24 protein-coding genes are annotated in these 22,467 nt (G+C 68.1%); 10 read left to right on the top strand and 14 right to left on the bottom strand.

Translation table 11 applies throughout. From position 1 onward, the window contains the following. Nucleotides 1–853 precede the first annotated feature (853 nt). The gene (locus ABZ444_RS49310) at nt 854–3,469 is read left to right on the top strand and encodes a hypothetical protein (protein WP_358011796.1); all 2,616 of its coding nucleotides are present in this window, start codon (nt 854–856) and stop codon (nt 3,467–3,469) included. 8 nt (nt 3,470–3,477) lie between these two features. On the opposite strand, the gene ABZ444_RS49305 is transcribed toward ABZ444_RS49310, so the two are convergent. After that, entirely contained in the window at nt 3,478–3,939 is a 462-nt protein-coding gene (locus ABZ444_RS49305) for a hypothetical protein (protein ID WP_358011794.1), read from the bottom strand. A 106-nt stretch (nt 3,940–4,045) separates the two neighbouring features. Here ABZ444_RS49305 and ABZ444_RS49300 point away from each other — a divergent pair, with 106 nt between their 5' ends. The 3 genes from ABZ444_RS49300 to ABZ444_RS49290 all read left to right on the top strand — a co-directional run bounded on the left by ABZ444_RS49300 (nt 4,046) and on the right by ABZ444_RS49290 (nt 6,473). Further along, nucleotides 4,046–4,888 carry a hypothetical protein gene (locus ABZ444_RS49300; protein WP_358011792.1) on the top strand — a complete coding sequence of 281 codons (843 nt, stop codon included), beginning with the start codon at nt 4,046–4,048 and terminating at the stop codon, nt 4,886–4,888. 161 nt (nt 4,889–5,049) lie between these two features. Further along, the gene (locus tag ABZ444_RS49295; RefSeq protein WP_358011790.1) at nt 5,050–5,307 is read left to right on the top strand and encodes a WD40 repeat domain-containing protein; all 258 of its coding nucleotides are present in this window, start codon (nt 5,050–5,052) and stop codon (nt 5,305–5,307) included. Nucleotides 5,308–6,017: 710 nt separating this feature from the next. Beyond that, on the top strand, nt 6,018–6,473 hold the full coding sequence (locus ABZ444_RS49290) for a hypothetical protein (protein WP_358011788.1): 456 nt from the start codon (nt 6,018–6,020) through the stop codon (nt 6,471–6,473). Between the two features lie 68 nt (nt 6,474–6,541). On the opposite strand, the gene ABZ444_RS49285 is transcribed toward ABZ444_RS49290, so the two are convergent. The 4 genes from ABZ444_RS49285 to ABZ444_RS49270 form a co-directional block, all read right to left on the bottom strand. After that, on the bottom strand, nt 6,542–7,201 hold the full coding sequence (locus ABZ444_RS49285) for an AAA family ATPase (protein ID WP_358011786.1): 660 nt from the start codon (nt 7,199–7,201) through the stop codon (nt 6,542–6,544). A 222-nt stretch (nt 7,202–7,423) separates the two neighbouring features. After that, entirely contained in the window at nt 7,424–8,371 is a 948-nt protein-coding gene (locus ABZ444_RS49280) for a helix-turn-helix domain-containing protein (RefSeq protein ID WP_358011783.1), read from the bottom strand. A 55-nt stretch (nt 8,372–8,426) separates the two neighbouring features. Further along, on the bottom strand, nt 8,427–8,864 hold the full coding sequence (locus ABZ444_RS49275) for a hypothetical protein (protein WP_358011781.1): 438 nt from the start codon (nt 8,862–8,864) through the stop codon (nt 8,427–8,429). 430 nt (nt 8,865–9,294) lie between these two features. Beyond that, entirely contained in the window at nt 9,295–10,149 is an 855-nt protein-coding gene (locus tag ABZ444_RS49270) for a phosphotransferase (RefSeq protein ID WP_358011779.1), read from the bottom strand. Between the two features lie 95 nt (nt 10,150–10,244). Between ABZ444_RS49270 and ABZ444_RS49265 the strand changes: the two genes are divergently transcribed. After that, entirely contained in the window at nt 10,245–10,886 is a 642-nt protein-coding gene (locus tag ABZ444_RS49265; protein ID WP_358011777.1) for a hypothetical protein, read from the top strand. Nucleotides 10,887–11,069: 183 nt separating this feature from the next. Then, the gene (locus ABZ444_RS49260; RefSeq protein WP_358011774.1) at nt 11,070–11,537 is read left to right on the top strand and encodes a hypothetical protein; all 468 of its coding nucleotides are present in this window, start codon (nt 11,070–11,072) and stop codon (nt 11,535–11,537) included. Between the two features lie 253 nt (nt 11,538–11,790). On the opposite strand, the gene ABZ444_RS49255 is transcribed toward ABZ444_RS49260, so the two are convergent. After that, complete coding sequence (locus ABZ444_RS49255; protein ID WP_358011771.1) at nt 11,791–12,105, bottom strand: helix-turn-helix transcriptional regulator; 315 nt, start codon at nt 12,103–12,105, stop codon at nt 11,791–11,793. A gap of 72 nt (nt 12,106–12,177) precedes the next feature. Here ABZ444_RS49255 and ABZ444_RS49250 point away from each other — a divergent pair, with 72 nt between their 5' ends. Continuing rightward, nucleotides 12,178–13,101: a hypothetical protein gene (locus ABZ444_RS49250; RefSeq protein ID WP_358011769.1), complete on the top strand. Its 924-nt coding sequence runs from the start codon at nt 12,178–12,180 to the stop codon at nt 13,099–13,101. On the opposite strand, the gene ABZ444_RS49245 is transcribed toward ABZ444_RS49250, so the two are convergent. Next, nucleotides 13,032–14,312, bottom strand: a complete 1,281-nt coding sequence (locus tag ABZ444_RS49245; RefSeq protein WP_358011766.1) for a hypothetical protein — start codon at nt 14,310–14,312, stop codon at nt 13,032–13,034. The two genes, ABZ444_RS49250 and ABZ444_RS49245, sit on opposite strands and share 70 nt — an antisense overlap. On the opposite strand from ABZ444_RS49245, the gene ABZ444_RS49240 reads away from it, so the two are divergent. Continuing rightward, complete coding sequence (locus ABZ444_RS49240; RefSeq protein ID WP_358011764.1) at nt 14,275–14,775, top strand: hypothetical protein; 501 nt, start codon at nt 14,275–14,277, stop codon at nt 14,773–14,775. The genes ABZ444_RS49245 and ABZ444_RS49240 overlap by 38 nt on opposite strands. A 336-nt stretch (nt 14,776–15,111) precedes the next feature. Here the strand turns inward: ABZ444_RS49240 and ABZ444_RS49235 are convergent, their stop codons facing one another. The 7 genes from ABZ444_RS49235 to ABZ444_RS49205 form a co-directional block, all read right to left on the bottom strand. Further along, complete coding sequence (locus tag ABZ444_RS49235) at nt 15,112–15,300, bottom strand: hypothetical protein (RefSeq protein ID WP_358011762.1); 189 nt, start codon at nt 15,298–15,300, stop codon at nt 15,112–15,114. Nucleotides 15,301–15,570: 270 nt separating this feature from the next. Beyond that, nucleotides 15,571–15,801 carry a hypothetical protein gene (locus ABZ444_RS49230; RefSeq protein ID WP_358011760.1) on the bottom strand — a complete coding sequence of 77 codons (231 nt, stop codon included), beginning with the start codon at nt 15,799–15,801 and terminating at the stop codon, nt 15,571–15,573. Between the two features lie 216 nt (nt 15,802–16,017). After that, on the bottom strand, nt 16,018–16,404 hold the full coding sequence (locus ABZ444_RS49225) for a hypothetical protein (protein WP_358011757.1): 387 nt from the start codon (nt 16,402–16,404) through the stop codon (nt 16,018–16,020). 17 nt (nt 16,405–16,421) lie between these two features. Then, nucleotides 16,422–16,598: a hypothetical protein gene (locus tag ABZ444_RS49220; protein WP_358011754.1), complete on the bottom strand. Its 177-nt coding sequence runs from the start codon at nt 16,596–16,598 to the stop codon at nt 16,422–16,424. Between the two features lie 165 nt (nt 16,599–16,763). Further along, complete coding sequence (locus ABZ444_RS49215) at nt 16,764–17,543, bottom strand: hypothetical protein (protein ID WP_358011752.1); 780 nt, start codon at nt 17,541–17,543, stop codon at nt 16,764–16,766. 743 nt (nt 17,544–18,286) lie between these two features. After that, nucleotides 18,287–18,631 carry a hypothetical protein gene (locus ABZ444_RS49210; RefSeq protein WP_358011749.1) on the bottom strand — a complete coding sequence of 115 codons (345 nt, stop codon included), beginning with the start codon at nt 18,629–18,631 and terminating at the stop codon, nt 18,287–18,289. 1,517 nt (nt 18,632–20,148) lie between these two features. After that, nucleotides 20,149–20,502 carry a hypothetical protein gene (locus ABZ444_RS49205; RefSeq protein ID WP_358011747.1) on the bottom strand — a complete coding sequence of 118 codons (354 nt, stop codon included), beginning with the start codon at nt 20,500–20,502 and terminating at the stop codon, nt 20,149–20,151. A 28-nt stretch (nt 20,503–20,530) separates the two neighbouring features. On the opposite strand from ABZ444_RS49205, the gene ABZ444_RS49200 reads away from it, so the two are divergent. Next, on the top strand, nt 20,531–20,689 hold the full coding sequence (locus ABZ444_RS49200) for a hypothetical protein (protein ID WP_358011744.1): 159 nt from the start codon (nt 20,531–20,533) through the stop codon (nt 20,687–20,689). Between the two features lie 645 nt (nt 20,690–21,334). Next, nucleotides 21,335–22,402: a hypothetical protein gene (locus tag ABZ444_RS49195; RefSeq protein WP_358011742.1), complete on the top strand. Its 1,068-nt coding sequence runs from the start codon at nt 21,335–21,337 to the stop codon at nt 22,400–22,402. Nucleotides 22,403–22,467 lie beyond the last annotated feature (65 nt).

Below are 22,467 nucleotides of genomic sequence, written 5' to 3'. Positions count from 1 at the left end.
CCGCCCCGCGGGGTCGTGCGTGGGGGTGGGGGGGGGTGCGGGGTGCCCCCGCGCGCGCGGGGTGCGCGGGGGGGGCCTCCCCGCCGGCCCCGCCCAGGACGACGCGCTCGACTTCGGGCTGACCCGCATCTTCGACGGCCTGGAGCTGCTGATCGCCGACCGTTCGAAGTGACCGGGCGGTCAGCCGGAGTGCGGGCCTGCCGTACGCCGCGCCGCCAGACGATCGGATGTCGAGGAGATGATGGTGCTGGGTTTCTGCGCCGGCGGGCGAGGATCTCGCGATGGTAGGAGCAGTGCACGAGGGCAGCGCGCGTCCTGCCTGGTGAGCAGTCGGAGTGTGTATCCGTCAATGGGAGGCGGGATGAGCATCACCAGCAGGAAGGGCGAGCCGTGGATCAGTTTCCCGCCCCTGGGCAAGCGGCGCGAGCCGGAGAACCTGGAGGCGCTGAAGGAGAAGATCGCCCGCCGGTGGGGCATGATCGACTTGCTGGATCTGATCAAGAACGTCAACCACGCCACAAAGTTCACCGGCGAGTTCAGCACGGTAGCCTCGCGGACGGTGACTGATTCGGAGGGGGCGGCCCTTCCCGATGGGGCTCCGGATCCATGCCCGGATCGTGGCGGACCATCCCTCGGCGATCTATCGCGGGCCTCAAGATCCTGTGATGCTCCGCGCATGAAACGCGCGATCTTAGCGAGTTTGCTGTCTCTTCTCCTTCCCATAATTGTTCTTTCTCGCCCAGCTCAGTCAGCCACTGAAGCTCACGTTTTCGGGCCGAACGAAAGGATCGTCAGCGCCTACCAGGCCGGCGACCTGTCGGTCGACGACATGATCAGGTACGGCGTGGCGTCAGTGACCGCACCCGAGACGGTTCCGGCACGGCTGCGCCCGACCGGCCCGCTGTCGACAGGCCCCGAGACCTATCTCACCTACCTGTCCGCGATGTCGGCGAAAGCCTCCGGCGCCGCCAGGAAGGTGCTGTCACCGCCCGGCCTGCCAAGTGACGAGAACTCCTCCTTCGACTGCGCGCACGACGAGCCGTACCAATTCCTGTTCAAGGATTACCACTGCTGGGCCAACGTCGATAACTTCGTCATCTTCTACAACACCGGCACCGGAGAGGTGCCTCCCACGCCGGCCGAGCCGAGCGGACGGCCGACCGCGATACAGAACACGGTCGACGCCGTCTCCATCGCGGCCAAGACATATCGCTCGATGGGCTTCGAGATCTCCAGCAATCCGGCGGCGCCGCACGCCATCTTCATCGGAACCGACCAGGTCTGCGATCCCTGGGACAAGTTCTGCTTTTCCGAGATCAAGGCCCCGTTCACACTACCGATCGGCTTCAATTTCCTGCCGACCGTCTTGATACCGCTCAACCAGTCCGAGTCGGTGTCCTACGACTATCTTCCGCGCCACGAACTGTTCCACGTGTTCCAGTACTCCTATTGGAAGGCCGGGAAGGTGGCTCTGGCCTACTTCCGGAAGTACACCGACACGGACGAGTTCGGGTCGATGAACTGGTGGATGGAGGCGACCGCGGAATGGGCCGCCCATCAGACCTACCTCCACAGCCCTTCGCACGTGCCCTACCCCGCTCAGCGAGATATGTACGCGCGTCATGTGGGCGCCTTCCTGTCCAAACCCATGCTGGCCCTGAACGCCTGGGACGGCCTGGGCGAACCACGCCAGTACGGCGCATTCCTGCTGCCCCTCTATCTGACAGAACAGATCGGTCCCGACTTCGTCCGGAGCACCTGGGAGCACATCCGCAGCGCCGACTCCTCCGCGATCACCGCCATCCGGGCCTCACTCGGCGGGCGTGACCTGAACGTGCTGCTGCACACCTTCGCCATCGCCAACTACCGCCTGGCCGCCCCGCAGTACGGGCTGGAGGCGATGGGCTACCGGGATCCCGATGTCGCCCTGTGGCGAAGCGCGCTCGGGGTGGAGGAGGGCACCGAAGGGGACTCACTCGGCGGCGCCCGCCCCCTGAGAAGGTCGGAGGCCGCGTTCGTCGGCTACAACCAGGTGGCCAGCGGCCTGCTGTCACCAGGCGGGAGCTCCTACACCGACTTCACGGCCGAGCAGGGGGCGGCGCCCGCCACACTCACGGTCAAGGGGTTCAGCGTGCTGCCCGGCCAGCCAGTACCGCGCGTCATGTGGAGCGTCGTGGTGTGGGCGCAGGCGGGAAAGGGCTCCGGCACGATGTCTGAGTACCCGACGGCGCAATACGTGCGGACACCCTCCTCCACGGGAGAGGTGCAGATCGAGAACTTCCGCTATCCGATGGTGGCGACACTGATCAAGACCCGCCTCGATCTGCGAACCTCCACCACGGCCGCGAAGAACGACCTGACGAACCCCATCTGGTCCGTCGACAACTACGTCCCGATCAAACGCCGCACCTGCGCTCTGCGCCGGGCCGACATCGCACCGCCTCAGCTCGACGCCGCCCCGGTCGACACGTTCAACGCCTACGCCGCCAGCACACCGGACGGCTGGACCGGCGGCGACTCGACCTACTCCATGCCCATGCCCGACGGCCGCACCCTCTGGCTGTTCTCCGACACCTTCCTAGGCCCGCTCAACTCCAACGGCACCAGGCCCACGAGCGCAAAAGTGATCAACAACTCGTTCGTCATCCAGGACGGGAACAAGCTCACCACCGTGCACGGCGGCACGGCCTCGGCGCCCACGGCGCTCCTACCGCCGCCGGACAACACGCACTGGTACTGGAGCGGCGACGGCTTCATCACCGGCGACCGGCTACAGGTGATGTTCAACAAGTATCGAAGAGAGGGCACCGGCCCCATGCCGTTCGCCTTCGACCAGAACGTGGTCGCCACCTTCTCCCTGAACGACCTGACCAAGCCGAAGAGCGTCACTGAGATGCCCTCGCACGCCGGCGTCGCCTGGGGATCGGCGATCCTGCCCGCGAGCCGCAGCGGCGACGGCTACACCTACATCTACGGAGTGTCGGACGCCCCCATCAACAAGAAGATGAAGGTCGCCCGCGTCCAGGGCGACGACCTGCGGAACGGCAGGTGGCAGTACTACACCTCGTGGGGCTGGACGGAGGTGGAGGAGCACGCCGCGGAAACGCTGACCGGCATCGCGAACGAATACAGCGTCACCCCGTGGCAGGGCCAGTTCCTCATGATCAGCCAGGACAGCACGGAGGCGTTCAGCGGCTTGATCAACGCCTTCACCTCGTGTGATCCGTTCGACGGCTTCACCAACAAGGTCGGCGTCTACCGGATGCCCGAGCCCGGTCCCCTCGGCAGCTACCTCGACCCCGACGTCATCTCCTACAACCCGCACGTGCACTTCGAGCAGAGCACCGACAACTCGCTGCTGATCTCCTACAACGTCAACAGCATGGACAACCGGGTCCAGCAGGACGCCGACCACTACCGCGACCCGGGCATCTACCGGCCACGCTTCTTCAGGGTGGCGATCCGCTGATTGGCGGCTCACATGCAGACATCGGTTCGAGCGCCCGTGACCAGGCGATGACGTCGTTCAGCAGGGCGGTGAGGGCGGCGTGCTGGTGCGGGGCGGGAGTGAGGTCGCCCGGCGGCGTGGGCGGCGCGCACTTGCCTGCGCAACAGCGACAGCTGGCCGTCGTGGTACCAGGTGGGGGCGTGCTCGCCCAGTTCGTCGGGGCCGATCCCGGCCGTGGCGAACAGGTCGCGCACCTGCTGCTCCAGCTGGTCGGGCACGGGTGTGCCCAGGACCTCGCGGAGGCTGGGCAGCACGCCGAGCCCGGTGCCGGACTTGCCGATCTTGAGAATCGCGTCGCCCATCTCGGGCTCGCCGGCGCCGAAGGCTTGCATCTTGACCACCGCCACCTGTTCGACGGCGCTGGCCTTGGCGAGGATGAACAGTGCCTGCAGCCCGGGGCCGGGCTGTCCGAGATCGGAGCACTCGGCCACGACGACGCCGTAGGTCTCGCTGTCGACGAAGGCGCGCAGTTCGGCGAACTAGGCGCGGATGCCGTTCATGTCTGCGGCGCGGGCGTACAGGGCCCAGCGTTGTGGTGTGGCGGTCAAGGCGTCTCCTGCGGGTCGGGCGAAGGGTAGGGGTTTTTCGCATCCACGCCAGCCCGGGGAGCCGGGGGCGGAGAGGGGGGCCGGTCAGTGGCGTGGGGTCGGCCTGCCGTGCCGGACCAGGAGCGTCGCCTCCGCCGTCGAGGACGCCTACCGCGACCTGAGCCCTCGCCAGCAGGAGGCCGCCAAAGGGGTCCTGCTGGCCCTGACCCTCACCGGCGCTGACGGGCAGCCGGTACGGCAGCGCGCCGACGTCGGTGAGCTGGCCGCCCGCTGCGAGCCAGCCGAGCCCGAGGTGGCCCGCCAGGTCGTGACCGCCTTCATCCGCGCCCGGCTGATGGTGACCGGTGCCGCACCACCCGTCCCCGTACCTGCTCCCGCCGGCGCGCCGGGCGCGTCCGACTCGACCGCTGCGGGCAGCGGCGCTTCCTCCACAGCGGCGGGCGATCCTGCGGCGGAGCTCGCGGACCCGGCGGCTGTCGGCACCGTCGAACTCGCCCACGACGTCCTGCTCACCGCCTGGCCGCGCCTGCGCGCCTGGCTGGCCGACGAGCAGGCCGATCGCCGACTGCACGGCGAGATCTGCCAGGACGCCACCGAATGGGCGCAGGCCGGCCAGGACGCGTCGTTCCTGTATCGCGGCACCCGGCTGGAAACGGCCCAGCACGCCGCGGTGAGCTGGCACGCCGATCCCGGCCGCCACCTGTGGCTGCCCGAGGTCGCCACCGCCTTCCTGCACGCCGGCGCCCAGGCTGCTACCCGCACCTGGCGCCGTCGGCAGGCTCTGTTCTCCGTCCTGGCCGGGCTCCGGTCATCGCCATCATCACCGCGATAACCGCCGTACGCTCCGCCCAGGACTCCGAACGGCGACGCAGCGAGGCCCTGTCTAGCCAGCTAGCCGCCTACAGCCAATCCTGGCCCAACGACCCGGAGACGTCGGCACGCCTGGCAGCGGCAGCCTGGGCGATCTTTCCGACCAGCGACGCCGAGGCGAGCATGCGCACGTTACTCAGCCGGCCTGCACGAGGCGTCCTCACCGGCCACACCGGCTGGGTGTTCTCGGTGGCGTTCAGCCCGGACGGCAAACGCCTGGCCAGCGCCAGCGACGACCAGACAGTGCGGATCTGGGACATGTCCTTGCCGCCTGATCTTCTTCGAGCGGTCTGTAGCGTCGCGGTTCGTTCGTTCACGCGTCAGGAATGGCAGCAGTACATCCCCGGTGAGCCTTACCGGCCTAGCTGTCCCACTTCCTGAGAGGCGCCCCGAGCCCGGGCAAGTGCGCAGCGCCATCGTTTTCTTGGGTTCTTGGCGTCTTTTCGCAGGTCAGAGCAAGATGATGTTGTCTGCACGTCAGGCATGTAGAGCGGCCGCCCGGCGACTCTCACGCCGGCGCTGCGCCCGCTCGTGCGCTGCCGTCACCCTCGGGGGTCCCAGTAGCAATGGAGCAGAATCCAACGGTGTTGCTGCTGACCTGTGAGAACTCCTTGATTGGCCTACACCCACACCACCCTGGCCGACACGGGCGCCGCCGTGGCCTCGCACGCGGATGGAGCCAAACCGATCTGGTGCGTCTACCAGTTCCGCCCCTCGGCCCCATCAATATCTTGGGTTCTTGGCGCCTTCCCCGCAGGTCAGAGATCGATGATCTTGTCAGGCACGTAGGGCACGGTGAGTCGAAGGCGGGCCTGGGTATTCGGCAGAGCTCACGATGCCAGTCGGACCAACATCAGGGGCTGGGTGGTCTGGTTCAGATGCTGCGTCGGCGGTGCTGAGCGAGTGGATGCATCCGACGCACTGGATGGGCGGCATCACCCTCGATACCCTGGCCGCCGGCAACCCTGCCCTGGTCGAGTACTACTTCGGCGACGGAGGGCACTGCCTGGCATTCCTGATGGCCGACGCGCTGCAGGGCGGTCGAGACGTTCCCGAAGGAGTACCCGGCGAGGACCTGCTCCAGGCGCTCAGTGCGCGGAGGCTACGACCAAACCGTGCGGCTTTGGGACATCGCCACACACAGACAGATCGGCGCCCCCCTCACCGGCCACACTTGGCTTGTTTCCTCGGTGGCGTTCAGTCCCAACGGCCGCACCCTCGCTACCGGAGCCGGTAAGGAAGGGTCACCACCCTTCGAACTGCACCTCATCAACGTGCCCGCGTTCGTCCGGCCGAGCGCCCCGCCGGGGGCACAGAACAAACGCAAGCAGAAGAAGAACCAGTATCGGCCTCATCTGCTCACCGGATGCCTGACCGGGATCGGGCTGACTATCGTGCGGAGCCGATGCCGTCACCTGTCTCTACGCATTCAACCTGTGTATCGAGGTCGGCCTAAAGAAAGCCGCCAAAATCCACTTCGATTGCATAATAGTAAGGCGCAGCCACGAGTACGGATTCAAACAAATACGGCAGTCCAGGACCGATAAAGTCAGGACCCCCAGATCTATTGAATCCTAGTGTGACAGTCGGACAGAACGGGTTGGCGGCTTGGTGTTCAGTCTGTCGCGACGGTTTCTTTGACGGCGGCGCGGGTGGCGATGAGGGCCTGGCGGGCGAGGTTGTTGACCGAGCGGGGATAGCCGCGGGCGGTCTCGTGGATCAAGGTGATGGCGTCGTCGCTGAACAAGGGGTCGGCGCGTCCGGCCAGGGTCATGTGGTGGCGCATGTAGTCGGCGGTCTCGTCGCTGGTCATGCCGGTCATGTGATACCGGATGCCGATGCGCTGATCGAGCGCGGCCAAGACGCCGAGCTTGATCTTCCGCTTCAGGGTGGGCTGGCCGATCAGCAGCGTCGCGAACGGGGACGCGGAATCCATCTCGTGGTTGGTGAGCATTCTGACCGACTCGAGCTGGTCGTGGGCGAGCACGTGTGCCTCGTCGATGACCAAGACGGGTGTGCGACCTCGCTCTGCTTGTTCGGTGGCCAGGGCGTCAGAGGCCTGCGGGATAAGGGTGGCCTTGCTGTTCTTGGGAACTCCGCCCAGCGCGGTGACGATGGCGGTGTGCATGCCGCGGACCCCGACGTCGGGGTTGCCGAGATAGATCGGGATGTGACGGGCGGCCGGGTCGAGAGCGGCGATGGCCGCGCGGGTGGCGACGGTCTTGCGACGCCGACCTCGCCGGTGACCACTCCCAGAGCGCGCTCGGAGACGCACCAGGCGATGCGGGCGGCGGCTTCGTTGTGAGCGCTGTGGCGGTGCAGCATGCCGGGGGCCAGGCTGCGGTCGAAGGGGGTCCGGGAGAGCCCGAAGTATCCCTGGATCTTGTCCATCATCGTGACGTCATCGCTTTCGCGGCGCTGGACTGGTCGGCCCAGCCGGCGGGCCAGGGGCGGGGTGGGAGTGCTGCATTCGGTGCTTGCGGCCGCGTCGGGCTGGTCATCGGGCTCGCTGGGAGGTGGGTCGGCGGCGGTCATGACAGCGCCCCGTCGGGGGTGGGCGGGCTGGCGAGGCCGCCGGTTCCTTGGTCGGCAGCTTGGCTGCCTGGCTGGTCAGGGGGCTGGCTGGGTGTTCGTCCGCGCCCTGTCGACCGTATTGTTCGTCGACCAACTGGTCGGGCTGGTCCAGGAGGGCGGCGTAGTTGATGGCCTCGGCGAGGCCGCGGTGGTGGGTGTCTTCCAGTAAGCGCGGGTAGTCGATCCCGGTGGCTGGTTGAGGCGCGGCGGGGATCTCGGGTTTGGCCTTGGGATGGGCATCGCGGCTGATGGTCTGCGGCAGAGCCATCCCCATCGGCCGGTTGTTCCAGCGGACTTCGACCATGCCCAGGTCGAAGGGGTCGAAGACGAGCTCGACCTTGCGGCCGACCTTGGGACCGTGCAGCGCGTCGCCGGTCCAGAGCTGGTGGGGGCGGGCGGCCTCGAAGCGGCCGAAAACGCGCGGCGCCTGGCCGTCGGGGCGGGTGTTGAGTTCCAGGCTGTCGAAGTGACGCAGCAGGGTGCGCGCGGAGGGTGACCAGCCCGAGGTGGCCCGCAGGATGCGGGTGATCTGGGCGGCGGTTCGCTCGGGCCTTTGCCGCTTCAGCGCCGCCGCCAACTCCAGCACCTGCTCGGGGATGCGCGCGGTGACGTTGCGCGGGCTGGGCACCAGCGCGTCGAATCCGCCGCGGTTCCAGTCGCGGATCCACCGGTCCAGCGTCGCCCGGGAGACCGCGATCGGCTCCCCGAACGGTCCTTCGTGGGTGCTCTCGGCGATTTGCCGGACCATCCGGCCGCGCTGGCGGGTGGTCAACTCCTGATCAGCGGCCTGGCGGATCAACTGATGGCGCCAGAGCCCAACCGTCTGGGCGCGTTCAGCCCGCCGACGGGCCTCGTCATCGGCCTTGGACACCTTCGGGTTTGCTTCCTCGATGCCGACACAAAGATCGACACCGAGGCTGCCCTGCTCACCAGGCTGCCCCCAAGAGCCAGCTCGTGTTGATCAACTCGCCAGGTCGTGCCGGGGCCAGCAGCCGCCCGCCCGACAGCGCGCAGGCCAGCGACCACAGCGCCAACCTGCCCACGAACAACGCCTGCGCGAACCGGCGCCGCACTGCCATCGCCAACGCCGCCACGGCCGCCACCGCATCACCCAGCGCACTTGCCGACGGCGCCGGCAACGCCGGGTCGGCGACCATCGCCACCAGCAACGCCGTGCAGGCCGTCCGCACCAGCTCGGCGCGCGAGGCGAACCGGCGCAGCCAGCCGCGAACCGTCGACGGCGGCAACTCCAGCCGCCCGGCGATCACTCGATGACCCTGCCCGGCCGCCGCCCCCTCCAGCGCCGAGCCGATCACCTCCACGCAGTCGGCCCGTCGCAGCAACGCCATCACCGGCAGCAACATGTGCGTGTGCTCGCAACCGCCGCACCGGGCCCGACGCGGCCGAACCTCCACCACCTGCCCGCCCACGCCCCGAAGCCGCCGCCAACGCCCATACCCTCAGCCGCTCAACGCTCCGCCGCAGCCGGGACATCGCACCTGCCCCGCGCGTCATCGCCGCTCGACGCGCGCAGCGTCGACCTCTACCGTGACCAAGAGTGCCTCCGGGCACGCTCGCACGGCCCTCCCCGGACTCGCCGCCAATCGAAACCGGGAGGGCCGTTGCCGTGTGACGTGCGTCACTCAGAACACGGTCACCGTGTCGCCCGGCCTCCCGACAATCAACCAGAACGATCTGATTGATCTCCGACCGTCACCAATCCGTCACGCATTACAGAGCGGTGCATCCAAAGTGCCTGCCCCGAACCTCTGATCCTGCGGATCGGAGCGGCGCTCACGGCGCCCATCGATCCTGCAGCCAGCCGATCGTCATCTGGCGCGACCTCTCGCGTCGGCGCTGGAGGTGCGGTGCGTGCGTGGGGCCGGGCAGCGTCGCGGTGTAGGTCCAGTAGCTGGCCAGCGCGGTGAGGAACGCATCAACGGCCTGTGGATCGGCGTCGCGGCCGAGTGGATGATCGAGGAAGAGGAGCCGGGGATTGAGATCGCCCAGGTCGGACTGCAAGAGCAAGCAGACCAGGTCCACCCACGCCGGGCCGGTGCAGGCTCGACCCCAGTCGACCAGGAGTGCCATGCCGTCTGGTCCGATCAGGCAGTTGTCGAAGCGTAGGTCGAAGTGCAGGAGGGTGTCGCCCTGCATCGCTAGGGGCCATCTGGCTTCGATGGCGGCCAGCGTTTTCAGGTGGCGCCGTTCCCAGGTGCCGAGATCGTCGATGGTCAATGCCCCCAGGACCCCGTCATGTTCCAGCCTCCGCCAGGTGTCACAGCGGCCGGTCATCCGGTCGGCGACGGTGGGCAAGCCGGTCACCGGTGTGGGAGTTAGCGCGTTCGCGCAGGCGGTGAGCGCCCGCATCACGGCCGCCAGTTCGTCGAGATGCCAGGGTTCGTGTGGCAGTTGTCCAAGGACCAGGTCGTAGCAGAGCAGGACCCATCCGGCGCGCTCGCAGACGAACCGCAACCGGGGTGTCGGCAGCCCTTTGGGCAACTGGCTGGCGACCTTGGACCCAAGGCGGTAGTCACCGGCATAAGGGTCATCACCGGGGACAGCCTTGACGAAGACCTCCTGGGGGTGTTCACGAATAGGCCTTGCCTGCACCGAATCGGGGAGGGTAATGATCGCTTCCCGCAGCATGACTGATCGTTTCCCAGCTGCGACACTGGTGCGGCACCGACGGGGTCGGGCGCTTCTGGACGGAAACGCGGAGAAATGCCCCATGATCGGGCACGATGGGCGGCGTGACGCAGACTTTGTCGATCAGTTGGTGGGGCAAAACCTGGTACGTCGCCGCGTACGCGGCCTTGATCGCGGTGACTGGTAGCGCGGCCGTCCTGCTTGTAGCGCTCAATCTCGATGTGGGGCAAAGCATGTGGCCCGACGCGCAACCTGATGACCAAGTGGTGGCGAAGTGGCGTACTGCTGCCGTCCTGGCCTACACCTCCGGCAGTGCAGTCGGGCACGTGTGCGCGCTGTCGGCCGGCCTGTTGGCCGCACGATGGGCCAGGGACAAGTCGTGGCGGACGGGCCTCGTCACGGCGGTCCTCGCCGGGGCCGGGCTGGGCCTGGCAGACCTGGCGGTGGCATCATGGAGGGCGGCTCCTCTCCTGCGCGAGTTCGCAGCTTCACCCGTCCTGACGGACAACGACGGCACGCTGATCGTCGACCCCGGGCTCCGGCATCATGGCTGCATCCCGGCCGCTATGGCCGTGGTCTTCGCGACGCTCCTGATCGTTGCGGGCCTTGGGTTTGCCGTCGCTCAGGTGCGGCCAGTCAACAAATCATTACTCATAGTGGTATCTCTCGCGCTCGTACCTATCGCTCATTTCTTGATACCGGCTGTTGTGCTGATCCCGGGAGTGGGACCGTACTAGTAAGTGGAGGGCCGTGAGAGATGCCTGTTCTCCACTGACCTACCTGGATGTCACTCTCCCTAGTGACTGCCAGCGCCCAGCCATTTACAGTGTGGAGTTGTTGGGCTGCATAGCGTGAATGCGGCAGGCGGGTACGGGTGCTTCTCCTGTCGGGAGGCGATGGTGACGTCACTGTGGGAACGCGTGGCCCAGGCCGAGACGGCTGCGCTACGGCAGGCCGAGGACTTGCGGGCACAACTGGCTGCAGTCGAGGAACGACTGCAGCGCCTGGCCATCACGCGCGAGACCCTGACGGAGTTCAGCGACGCTCACCCCGATGACACCGGCATGACCAAAGATGACGGCGCGGTCGTCCAGGAAGAGCTGTCCGACGTGGCTCACCTCCCGCCCGAGGCGGAGCTGTCACAGCTGCCACCGTTGCATGGATTCCGGCAGCAGGTGGTGGCATTGCTGGCGACGGCGGATGAGCCGATGCGGGCGCGGGAGATCGTGCAGGCGATCGGCAAGCCGGACATCCGCTCCCAGGTGGAGGGGATGCGGTCGCGGTTGCAGCGGCTGGTAAGCGACGGGTGGCTGTGCCGGGAAGCCGACGGTCTCTATGCGATCGCCGCCGGGATCAACGGCTACGCACCGGACGGGGAGGCCGATTGATCGCCCATGCCTGATCACGGTCACGCCGTGAATGAGCAGGGTGCCGCCGAGATTAGGCCCTCGGCGGCACCCGAGGTTGCGTGAGCGACCAGCAGAGCTACCGACAGTGGCTCCCGCATTCCCGAGAGTAACCCGAACGAGGTGTCTTGGGGAGACGTCGAGCCCGGATTTTCGCCTACCCTGCCACCGGCAGGGGTGCGGCGGGAAGGGATCGGCGATGCCCTCACCAGGGCGAAAACGAGTTCGGCGTGAGTCAGCTTCCCCTCGGCCCGGTGGGCGGGGTGGGCCACAGCCGGATGGCCAGCCCGGCTTCCAGTTGGGCGACGGTGGCCACATCGGGCCAGCAGCGGCCGACGACCAGGTCGTTGACGGTCTGCCGGTTGACGCCGGACTTCACCGCCAGGTGGCGGAAACTCAGCCCCTGCTCGGCCATCACCCCAGCCAAGGCGGCAGCGATGGCCTGGACGACGGCAGCGGCCGGGTGGCCGGACAGGTCCGCGTGGGGCCAGTTCTCCGGGTCCTCGGCCAAGTCCCGGGGAGAGCGGGAACGCCCGCGTCCTCCGACCATGACAAACGGCTCCTTTCGGTAGATGTCGTCGCGCTGCGTAACGGCAGATTGTTCTGCCGCTATGGATGGGGTGTGACCCTCGATGCGGAGACCTCGGCCACGATCACCGGATACCGGCCGCAGAAAGCCCCGCCGGAATGGGACCATCTCGCCGGGCACGTGCGGATGCTGGTCGCCGCCAGCGCAGACCGCTCCCCCTATCGGGTGCAACGGCTGCTCACCGCGACCACCAGGCTGGCCGTGTGGTGTCACCGTTCGGGCCTGCCGGATGACCCGGAAGTGTGGTTGCGGCACGAGACGATCGACGCGTTCGTCCTGACCGGCTGCACCGACCTGGCCCCGAGTTCGGCGCAGACCTACCGCAGCTGGCTGCGGCACATGCGCGCCACGCTGGCCTGGCTGGAACGCGGCGAACAACCGCCACCGCCGATGAAAGCCCCCAAGAAAGTCAGCTCGCCGTACTCGCCGGCCCAGCTCGGCCGGTTGCGCGGCTGGGCCGAACGCCTGCCCGGCCAGGCCCGCACCGACGCGCTGGCGTTGATGGCCCTGGCTTTCGGCTGTGGTCTGACCTCCGGTGAGGTGGCCGCCGTCCGAACAGAGCATCTGCGCCACCTGGGCTCCGGCGCGATCGTGGTCGCCGTCCCCGGCACAGAGCGGTTGATCGTCTGCCGCGCGGCATGGGAAGACGTCTTGGCCCATGCCGCTGACCAGCCTGGAGACGTCTTCGTATTCCGGCCGCGACGCGCCGCACGGCACGCCAAGAACCTCTTCAGCTCCTGGACGGCCCGCCACCGACCGACCGGCGGCCTGCCCGCCCTGTCGGTGCGCCGACTGCGCTCCTCGTGGATCGTCGAACTGCTGAGCGCCCGCATCGACCTGGGCGTGGTGGCCGCCGCAGCCGGGATGAACGCCTCCGCGCTGGCCCGCTACCAACCTTTCGTCCCCGCCCTGGACCAGCCCACCGCGGTCGCGCTGCTGCGCGGCCGCACCGATTGAGTACGGCGAAGCCACGCGCCTGGTCGCCGCGCACCACCCGCGCCCGAAGCTCCCGTCCCAAGCCGCCGATCAAGCAGGCGGTGCAGATCCCCGACGCCGTCGTCGACCACTACACCCGACTGCTGGGCGACTCCGAGGTCATGGCATCGATCGACGCCGAACTCGGACAGCGCCCAGGACCGGTCGGGATGCCGATCCGGGCGGTGCTCGTCTGCCTCATGGTCTCGATCCACCACACCGGCAAGGCCACCCTGGCCGAAGCCTGGCGACTGTCTGCGTTCTCCTTGTCCGTCTCTGCCCGCGAGCACCTCGGGCTCGGCCCCGACCGGCCACACCCCGCCGATCCGCACGCCACCCTGGCCGACAACCGACGTTTCTACCGAGCCTTCGACCGGCTCACCAGCCTGTTGGACCCGGCCCGGCACGACCGGCGAACCCGCCTGCCGCAGCACGAGGCCGACCTGCTCGCCAACGCCTGGGAAGACAACGACCCCGACCACACCCGCAAGCAAAAGCTGCTGCAAGACATCGTCACCGCGCTCGTCCTCACCCCCGTCGGCTGGGGCAAAGGCCGCGGCTACATGGAAGGATTCCGCGGCGACGTCGGCATCGACACCACCGCCGCCCCGGTCTTCGCCCGCCCACCACGAGTGCGCCGCTCCACCGGCGAACTGATCGCCTCCACCGAGATCACCGCGGGTTGGCACCACTCCGCAGGCAGTGGCCCACCCGAGTACGGCTACAGCGCCACCCTCACCGTCGCCGCCCGCCCCGCCACCACGGTCGGCGGCCCGTTCCCACAACTGGCGCTCGGACTGGTCCTCGACACCCCACACAAACGCATCGGCGCCAACGCCATCACCACCCTCAAACCCCTGACCCAACTCGGGTTCCCGACCGCCTTCGCCGTCGTCGACCGCGCCTACACCGACCAGCAACCCGCCCGCTTCGCCCAACCCGCACGCGAACTCGGCTACCGACTCGCCCTCGACTACAAGGTCGACCAGCGCGGAGTGCAGGGCAGCGCCCACGGCGCCCCTGCTCATCGACGGCAGCCTCGCCTGCCCGCTCATCCCCGACAGGCTCGCCCAGGCGACCACCGGCCTGGACGACGCCGCCATCCGCGCCCCGTCCGAAGAACTCACCGCGTTGATCAGCGCGCGGGAGCCGTACTTGCTGCGCCTCAAGCAGAGCCCGAACACCAGCGGCACCGTCCGCTTCCAATGCCCGGCAGCAGGCACCTCCCCATCGGTCACCTGCCCCCGCTTCGACCGCCTCCACCAGCGCGGGCCCAGCCGTCCCACCACGGTCGACCTCACCGATGCCCGGCAGCGAGCCGCCCACCCCGCGGCCAAACCCCGCGTCCTGCCCCCGAGTCCCGACCACAAGCCCGGCGAACTGCCGAAGATCTGCCGCCAGCAGACCGTCACTGTCAGCAAAGGCGACCTCGGCCACCTCGACAAATTCCGTCAGGATCTGCCCTACCTCAGTCCCGCCTGGATCGGGACCTACAAGTCCGTCCGCGCCAACACCGAGGGGATCAACGGCAGGGTCAAGGGGCATGACCTCGACCTCGGCAACCCCAAGAACCGGCTCGCCCACGGCCGTGTCGCCCAGACCATCTTGGCCGCGCTGATCGTCGCTGTCGCCAACGACCACTTCCTCGACCAGTGACGCCACACCCAGCAGCCTCCAGACGAGCCCGACACCTCGGCCGACGTCCTCGAAATCCCAGCAGAGCAGGTCGGCCGCATGCCGCTCCCAGGTCGGAGCAGGCCACCACCCATCCCATAAGCCGCAATTCAGATCACCCTGTCGCAGCACCCAGCCCGGCGTCGGCTTCGCCATGCCCAACGACGCGAACTCGCTCCTCGACCAGCGGCCTGACACCACCTGGACCTTCCCGGGCACCTGCTCCGCAGCTCCCAAATCAGGACGAACCCAATTCGGAAACCCCTGAAACGACAAGATCCCGTCCGATCGCGATGATCAGACGGGATCCCGTCAACTTCAGTCCAGCCGTCTCAAGAACGGCCCCTCCTGGCTGTTGGACACCGTCAGCACCCCCAGCACTCCCCAAGAGAAGCCGCCGGGCCGCGCGGCGAAGCGCGTGACCGTCCCGCCCAGACGCTCCTCCACCTGATCGCGCAACGTCTCCGGCAGCTCGTGCCATGCCCGCCGCCTCGTCTCTTCCAACACCGGTCACCCCTCACTGGTCCCTGTCAGTCGGCAGACTAGCGATCTTGGCTGAGGTGTCGAGAGCGACTTGGAGTTCGTCTCGGTCGAGGGCGAGCCGGCGGAGGGACTCGGCTCAAGCCGTACGCGATGGCGCACTCTCGCTTGTACGCCGCCAGGACCCTCGCCCGCCAGCACATCCTCACCCTGGCGTCGCACACGAAAACGGACACCGAATCCCGGCGCCCGCTCGTTCATCCGCACCCTCAACGACCAAGAACCTCAACTACGTCCTCATGCACGAAGGCGCGGAACACCCAGTTCGCGGATCCGGGTCAGCAGGCCGGCGCGGTGCGGCAGGGCGTCCAGGTGCTCGCGGGCGTGCCTGGCCTGGCCGTCCAGCCAGCGGTAAAACTCCTCGCCTTCGGTCTCCATCCACCGGTAGGGGTCTTGGAGTGTGATGCCGTGAAGGGTCTCGCGCACGACGTCCACCCGGGCGATCGCGGGTTCGGTGATGTCGCTCATAGGCGCATGATCATATGCCGAGATCCAGCGACTGATCGGACATGGGATCACGCGCCCCTCCGCCGGGCGCTGTGTGATGCCGGCGAGGGCTGGTGGACGGGATCCGAAGTGCGGCGGCGGTCGAGGCGGCGGGCTGCCGCTCACGCCGCGCATGGTTGGCCGGAAAGCGGGACATCGGAAGACGGGCGCCCTACGTCCCTCACGTCTTCGCCTTGCTCAGGGGATGAGGTCGAGTTCCACGTCGGCGCTGATCGCGCGGACCGGGAACGGCTGGCCGGTCACGATGGGGACGCGGCGCCGGAGCGCGGCGTCCACGACACTCGCCGCGGTGACGGCCTCGGCGCCTGCGATGCCCGCGGCGCGTAGCGTGTCGGCGATGGCGACCGCGTTGTGCTGGTCGATGGGGGAGATGACGACCGTCTCGAGTCCGACCAGGACGTCCAGAACGGGGCGTGCCCGATCAGGGACGGCTGCGTAGGCGGCGGCCAGGGCGGGCGCGGGGATGACGAGCGACCCGACATAGGCGTCGTGCATCCAGACGACGGCTTCCATGTAGCGGGTGCGCTGGGTGGCGAAGTCGGTCAGGGCCGACGTGTCGAGCACGCGGCCGACAGTGGCGATCACTGAGCGGCCGCGCGCGCTTCCTCGAACTGCCGCTCGCGAGAGGTTGCGAGGTCGAGCATTTCGACGGGGGGTTCGCCGTCGAACAATTTGCGCAGCCGCGCCTTGATGTCGGCGCGCTGCTCCGCAGTGAGTTCCTGGGGCTGCTCGTCGGCGGCTGGCGTGGTGGCGTCCATGACTTCAGGGCAGCTGCGGGGCGGCCTGGGTGGCCAGCCGATGGCGAGCGGGAGCAGCGAGGCGGGGTGCCAGGGGGGCGAGCACCCGGCTGATCGCCGTGCCGATGCCGACCGCCCCCTGCGGCGATCAGGCCGTTCTGGCCAGCCAGGCCGGGGTCAATCGCGTCAGGAGACCTTGGACGAAGCTGCCGCCCAGGTGTTGCAGGAGACCGGGTCGGCGGTGCGGAAACCGGCCTTGACCCACCGCTTGCGGTTGGCGGCCTTGCCGTACTCGGCGGAGTCCCGGTAGAAGGACGACGCGACCTTCTCCCAGTCCCGCTCGGTCTTGCCCGGCAGCGGCCAGACGCTCGCGGTGAAGGCCGCGCCCAGGCATTCGGCCTGCTGGTACAGGCGCCGCCCCTGCTCCAGGTGCTCAGCCTTGCTGCCAGCCCTGAGGTTCTCGCCGGCGTCGTAGAGACCGGCCTGCTTCTGCACGTGGTAACTGTACGTGCCGGCGACCGTGTCGAAGAGATCGAGGCCGAGAGATGGCCCGAGGAGCCAGTACTTACCGATCTTGAAGGACAGCGTGCGATCCCAGTCGCAGTACCACACCTCGGACGACTGGATCGTCTCCCCGTCCTCGGACCCGCAGTAGTTCTTGGGCAGGCGGGTCACGTACCGCACCTTGACCGGCTCATAGGGCAGGCCGGCCTTCTGCAGGTGCGGTCCCCACGTGTTCTCCAGGCAGCGCAGGGCCTCGTTGATGTAGGTACGAGCCTCGGCAGGCGTCGTGGGCTCGTCCGGCAGGTTGTTACAGGTCGTGGTGGGCAGCGGCCCGGCCTGGTACAACGCGTTCTTGACGAGCACGGGGTTCTTCACGGGATACGCCGAGGCGTGCGCGGCCGCCGTGACGGTCAAGGGGGTGAGGAGGGCACAGGCGAGTGCCGCGATCTTGAGGGGTTTCACGATGGGTGACAATAGGGCTTGCGGGGTTGGAGTGCCATATTGGTACCGACCTGGAGCTGGCGCCATAGGCCCGCGACGCACGCCGGACGAAACGGCTCAGCCCTCACGGCCGCAGCTTCGGCGCGATGATCGCGGCTCGCGCGGTCGGGCCTCGTCTCACCGCGCTCCGGCGGTGCTCTCCTCCAGCCACCGCCGCGCTGCTGTGCAGCCGCTCTGCGTAGCCTGGCATTCCGGGCAGCGGCACCCGTACTGGCTGTACGTCCATGGCGAGCCCGCAGCGACGGATCGCGCCCGTCCATCAAAGCCGAGTACAGCCGGTGCCGGCACTCCTCGTCCCAGCGGGCCCGCCCGTAGGCGATCTCCTCGGGCAGGCCGCGCTCGTCCATGGCGGTGGCCAGCGCAACACCGCCGGCCACCGCTTGAAGCACCTGTGAGCGCATATCAGCGGGGAACACAGCGTCCATGTTGTTGCGGCGCCAGGTGGCCGTCCGGTGCATACACGCTCCTCAGGGTCGTCGGTCTGCTCGCTGCGCCCCCTACAGGGGTGATGAGATGCCCGCACGGAGGCGAAGCCTCCTGATGCCAAGGCGAGCTTGCGATCCCTCGAGGGATGATGAAATGCCGCGACCGTAGCATCGCCCCCGCGGGGTCGTCTACGAACCCGGCTCGCCGCCCCCGGCAGCCCCGACGCCCTCGACGGCGTTGACGGGGTCGACCGCGTACGTGCCGCGCCAGAACTGCTCTTACTCCCGCAAGGTCATCGGCCGTGCGGGCGGCGCCTGCGTCCCTGAGTCGAACTGGGCGAGCAGGTGACTGCACAGGTCCTCATCGGTGGGCAGGGCGGTGTACCTCGCCCCGCGGATGCCATGCCTGGGCTCTGGGACCATCTTCCACTCACCGGGCCTCACCTGCTGAGGCCGCAGGCGGGTCCAGCGAACGTTGCGGCTCAGCTGCACGAAACCGGCGCGCGGGTTCGCCATCCAGGCGCCCAGGAACTTGTCGGCGTTGAAGCCTGTAGGCAGGTTCCTGGCCATCAGCATGGCGACGCGGCCCCAGATCTCGGCCGGCGGTAGCTCATTGTCGGTCATCAGCATTGCTCCTTGAGCGTGGCGGAAGCGCCGCACGTCGGTGGACGTGCGGCAACGTCATTGCGCTGAGACTCTCAGCCCGCAAGGGGCTGCCACTTCGTACCCGCTCATGGCGGATCGGCCAGACGCACCGGTCGACGATGCCGTGCAGAGCGAACGTACCCGAGCCCACCGACAAGTTTTCAGCGGACCTGAGGGGCCTCATGGGCCTCATCGGTTTCGTTCACGCGTGCGCGGGTCCGCCAGAACGACCGCATGAACTCCATCGGCGGGTGCCACCGTCCGTGGCCGTTCGTCAGCGCCTCAGGGTAGTGCCCGGTCGGGTTGGTGGTGAGAGTCTGCCAGCGCGGTGACCAGCACGCCGGCCTCGATGGCGTGGGCGATGGCGCGCTTGAGTGCCGGGTGGGCGTCGTCGGAGGCGCTGTGGTGGGCCAGGGTGTACTGGATACAGAGCCGGGCGAACGGCGAACGGGTCGCCGAACGCGCCCCCTTGAGGTGCCGACCGCCACAACGGGACGTTCCAGGGGGCGCGTCTTGGGAAGTTTGTGAGCTCTGTCCGTGTGAACCAGCGACAGGGGCAGCGTGTGCCTTCACACTGCGTGCATGACACCGTCTTGGGCTCTGATCATCACGCCACTCGGTGCAGTACTCGCGGCGCTGTTGGGCGTCATCGTCGGAGGCCGGGTGGGTGACCGTTCCTACCGACAGCGCTGGTCGCGTGAGGGGCAGATGGAAGCTTGTGACGAGCTTTTCCGCGAGACATCCAGGATCATGATCGGGTTGGCCCTGCTGAGCGGACACTCCTCGTCTCCAGTCTCAGCGGACGCTTCTCCTGCCCCGATCGACTGGGCTCCGTTGAATGATGCTCTCTGGAAGTTGAACACCAAGGTCGCTCCCGAGCTGGTGTTACTTGCTCACGCCGTTGATGCAGAGATCTGGCGGGCCCATCGCCAGATCCGAGCTGGCTTGGCCTCGCCAGATGAGTGGTTCACCTTGCGGGACGCAATCGACACAAGGCGCTTGGCATTCCTCAACGCGGTCAGGCGGCTCGTGGCGGGCCAGGAACCGTTGGCTGAGTTCAGCGGTCGGCCAAGCCCTGATGATCCAGTCTGGAAGCTGGGCGGACTGAGTGGCCTCCCGCGAGCAGTGTCCTCGCAGCAGCAGTCTGGCGCCGAATCCAAGCCCGGCGTGCCTTAGAAGGCCTGGAACTTCCGTGGCTGCGGTGGGACGCCATCCGGTGGGGTGCGGGAAGTAGCCGCCGCACAAGTAACGCGGCCACGTACACGCCAGGGAGCCCGCCACCGTCAGCCCGGAGCAGGCCCCTTTCACGGGCTGCGGCGAGCACGCCCAGGGCAGATTGCCGGGTGGGCGCCGTGGCCGGGCCCGGGACGCCTACCCTGCCATCTGCACGCCCGCAGGGCGGTGGCCTCGTCAACTCGGCCGATCTGAACCGCTGATGGTGCGTCACCATCAGCGGTAGCGCTCAGGCAGGCGGCAAGGACGGCCGCGGTGGGGTGTCAGGCCTGGTCGTGGAGTTGGGTGCGGGTGGTTTCGGCTTGTTCGGCGATGGTGGCCAGGACCGGTGGCGGGACGTGCTTGTCGCGGAAGGTGTCCACGAGCTGGTCCAGGACGGCGTCGGCCTGCTTGAGGTCGTGCGCGCGGGCGTGCGCGCGGGCCAGGCGGCGCATGGTGGCGTTCAGGGTGATGTTGTCGACCCCGGCGTCGGTGGCGGTGTCGAGGGTGGTCTCCACGATCGTGCTGAGCTCTTCGATGCTGGTGGTGGTGTCGGCGGGGCCGACGCCGATGCCGTTCTCGCCGAGGGTCAGGAAGTGACGTCCGGCCTTGGTGCCCTTGACCATGTGCGCGTACACCGCGAGCGGGTGGTTGGGGTGGGCGGCGATGAGCTTGTCCAGAGCGGCGTTGCCCTTGGCCAGTTGCGGGGCGTCGGAGCCCGAGCAGCGCCAGCAGGGCGCCCTGTTGCGAGCCGATCAGCAGGTCGCCTGCCTGCCGGTCCTGTTCGCTCTGCGGCGGGCGGACCTCGATGATGTGCTCGGGTGAGGTGACGGTGGAGCCGTCCGGGGCCCGGTAGAGGGCGCGCCAGGCCCTTCCTCCTGGACCTTCAGGTTCGTATCGCCTTGCCCAAGACGGGATTACCGTCACGGCGCCTGCCCACTGCCACCCGATCCGGATATGACCACGACCCCGGTGTGGTCGGCCGGAGCCGGCGGGCAGCGCTTGCCGCACCCGCGGCAACGTCGCGCCGAAGTGCCACGCTCCGCGCTTCACGCTGGTGCCACAGCTGCGGCCGCCCCAAGGTGTTCGACGACTGCAGGATCGCCTACGTCCGCAGTATGCGTGATAGACAGGTCTCCCCGTAGCGAAGATGATCAACCAAGGTATGAGCACCCCCTTACGGGACTAGGGGCGCCAGTCAGCGCGGCCATCCCTGTGCGAGACCTACTCGGCACGACGTAGCGGATGACGGTCCCCAACCGATAAGCCTGTGCATCTGCCGGTCAACAGGGCAGACCGAGCACGCCTCCAGCGTGAGCGCCACCGGCGGATGGGGCGGAGGTGGGTGGCCAGGTGAGTGGACCGCAAGGGGGCGAATCGGCCGAGCAACCCCCGCTGTCACGGGACGGCGGAGGTGAGGTCGCTGCCGCGCAGGATGGAGCACGCCACTGGATCCGTCACGTTGCAGCGATGACCGGTCGGGGTGTTGCCTGGGCGAGCCCGCGGGCCATGCTGGCAGGCTTGTGCGCCAGCTCCCTGCTTCCGATCGCGTTAGCCGAACCGGGCCTGCCGGCCGCAGTCGCCGGACTACAGGTGGTGGGCTCGCTCGGGGCCAATGTGCTGGCCACCCTCATCAACGAGGCCTTGAGCGCCGCCAATGCTCGAACGAGATCGTCGACCGGGCCGAGCGCTCCTGGAGCCGTTTCCGGACTCGCAGGCCAGTCGATGTTCGAGGAGCAGGTACGCCAAGAGCTCGCCGCCCGGCTCGAGACGGTGCTGGAAGCCGAGGATGAGCAAGCCGACGCACTGGCCACCATGCTAGCCACGTTGCTGGAGCGGATCGACGTGGCCACCGTTGTGGTCAGCGAGGTCTTGGCCTCCGGCCAGGACCGGCTGCTGGAGGAACTGACTGCCGGGTTCGCCGGTCTTGGCGGGCAGATGGCCAGGTTCGGTTCGCTGTTGCGTGCCCTGGCTGGCACGGTCCTGCAGATCCAGCAGACCCTGTCTCGGCAAGATGCCGAGCGGCAGTTACACCAATCTCAGGGCCAGCGTCAGATCGCGCTGCTGCTCAGCGTTCATGAGCAGCTGGCCGAGCTGGTGCTGCGGCTGCCCGAGATGGGCGCAGCACCATACCGAGGGCTGGACAACCCGATGGCGCCCTCAGCAGCCTGGGTGGGGCTCTGTCCCTATCAGGGGCTGGCCCCCTTCGGGCCCGCTGAGGCCAGAGTGTTCTACGGACGCGGACTGGCCGTCGCTCGGCTGCTGACCATGGTAGCCACCCACACTGGGGAGGGCCCGATCATCGTGACCGGTGCCTCAGGGGCCGGAAAGTCCTCCCTCCTGCACGCCGGGCTGCTCCCTCAGCTGGCCACGACAGCCGCCGATTCGTTGGCCGCGACCTACGGCACGACCGGCTGGCCACAGATCACCTTCACCCCCGGGCCCCGCCCGTTACAGCAACTGGCAATCCATCTAGCAGTCCGCTGCGGTGCCGACATCGATCAGGTCCTAGGCCGTGTTTCGAAAGATCGCGTGTGAGGCGTGTCGGTGATCGTTGAACGAAGAGGTCTCCGGTAGTTGGTTCAACGACCAAGAAGAACGAA

The organism is Nonomuraea sp. NPDC005730 (assembly GCF_040630865.1).
GTDB lineage: Bacteria > Actinomycetota > Actinomycetes > Streptosporangiales > Streptosporangiaceae > Nonomuraea.
Note: the sequence above shows the minus strand (reverse complement) of the source record. Positions and strands in the feature narration are given on the sequence as shown.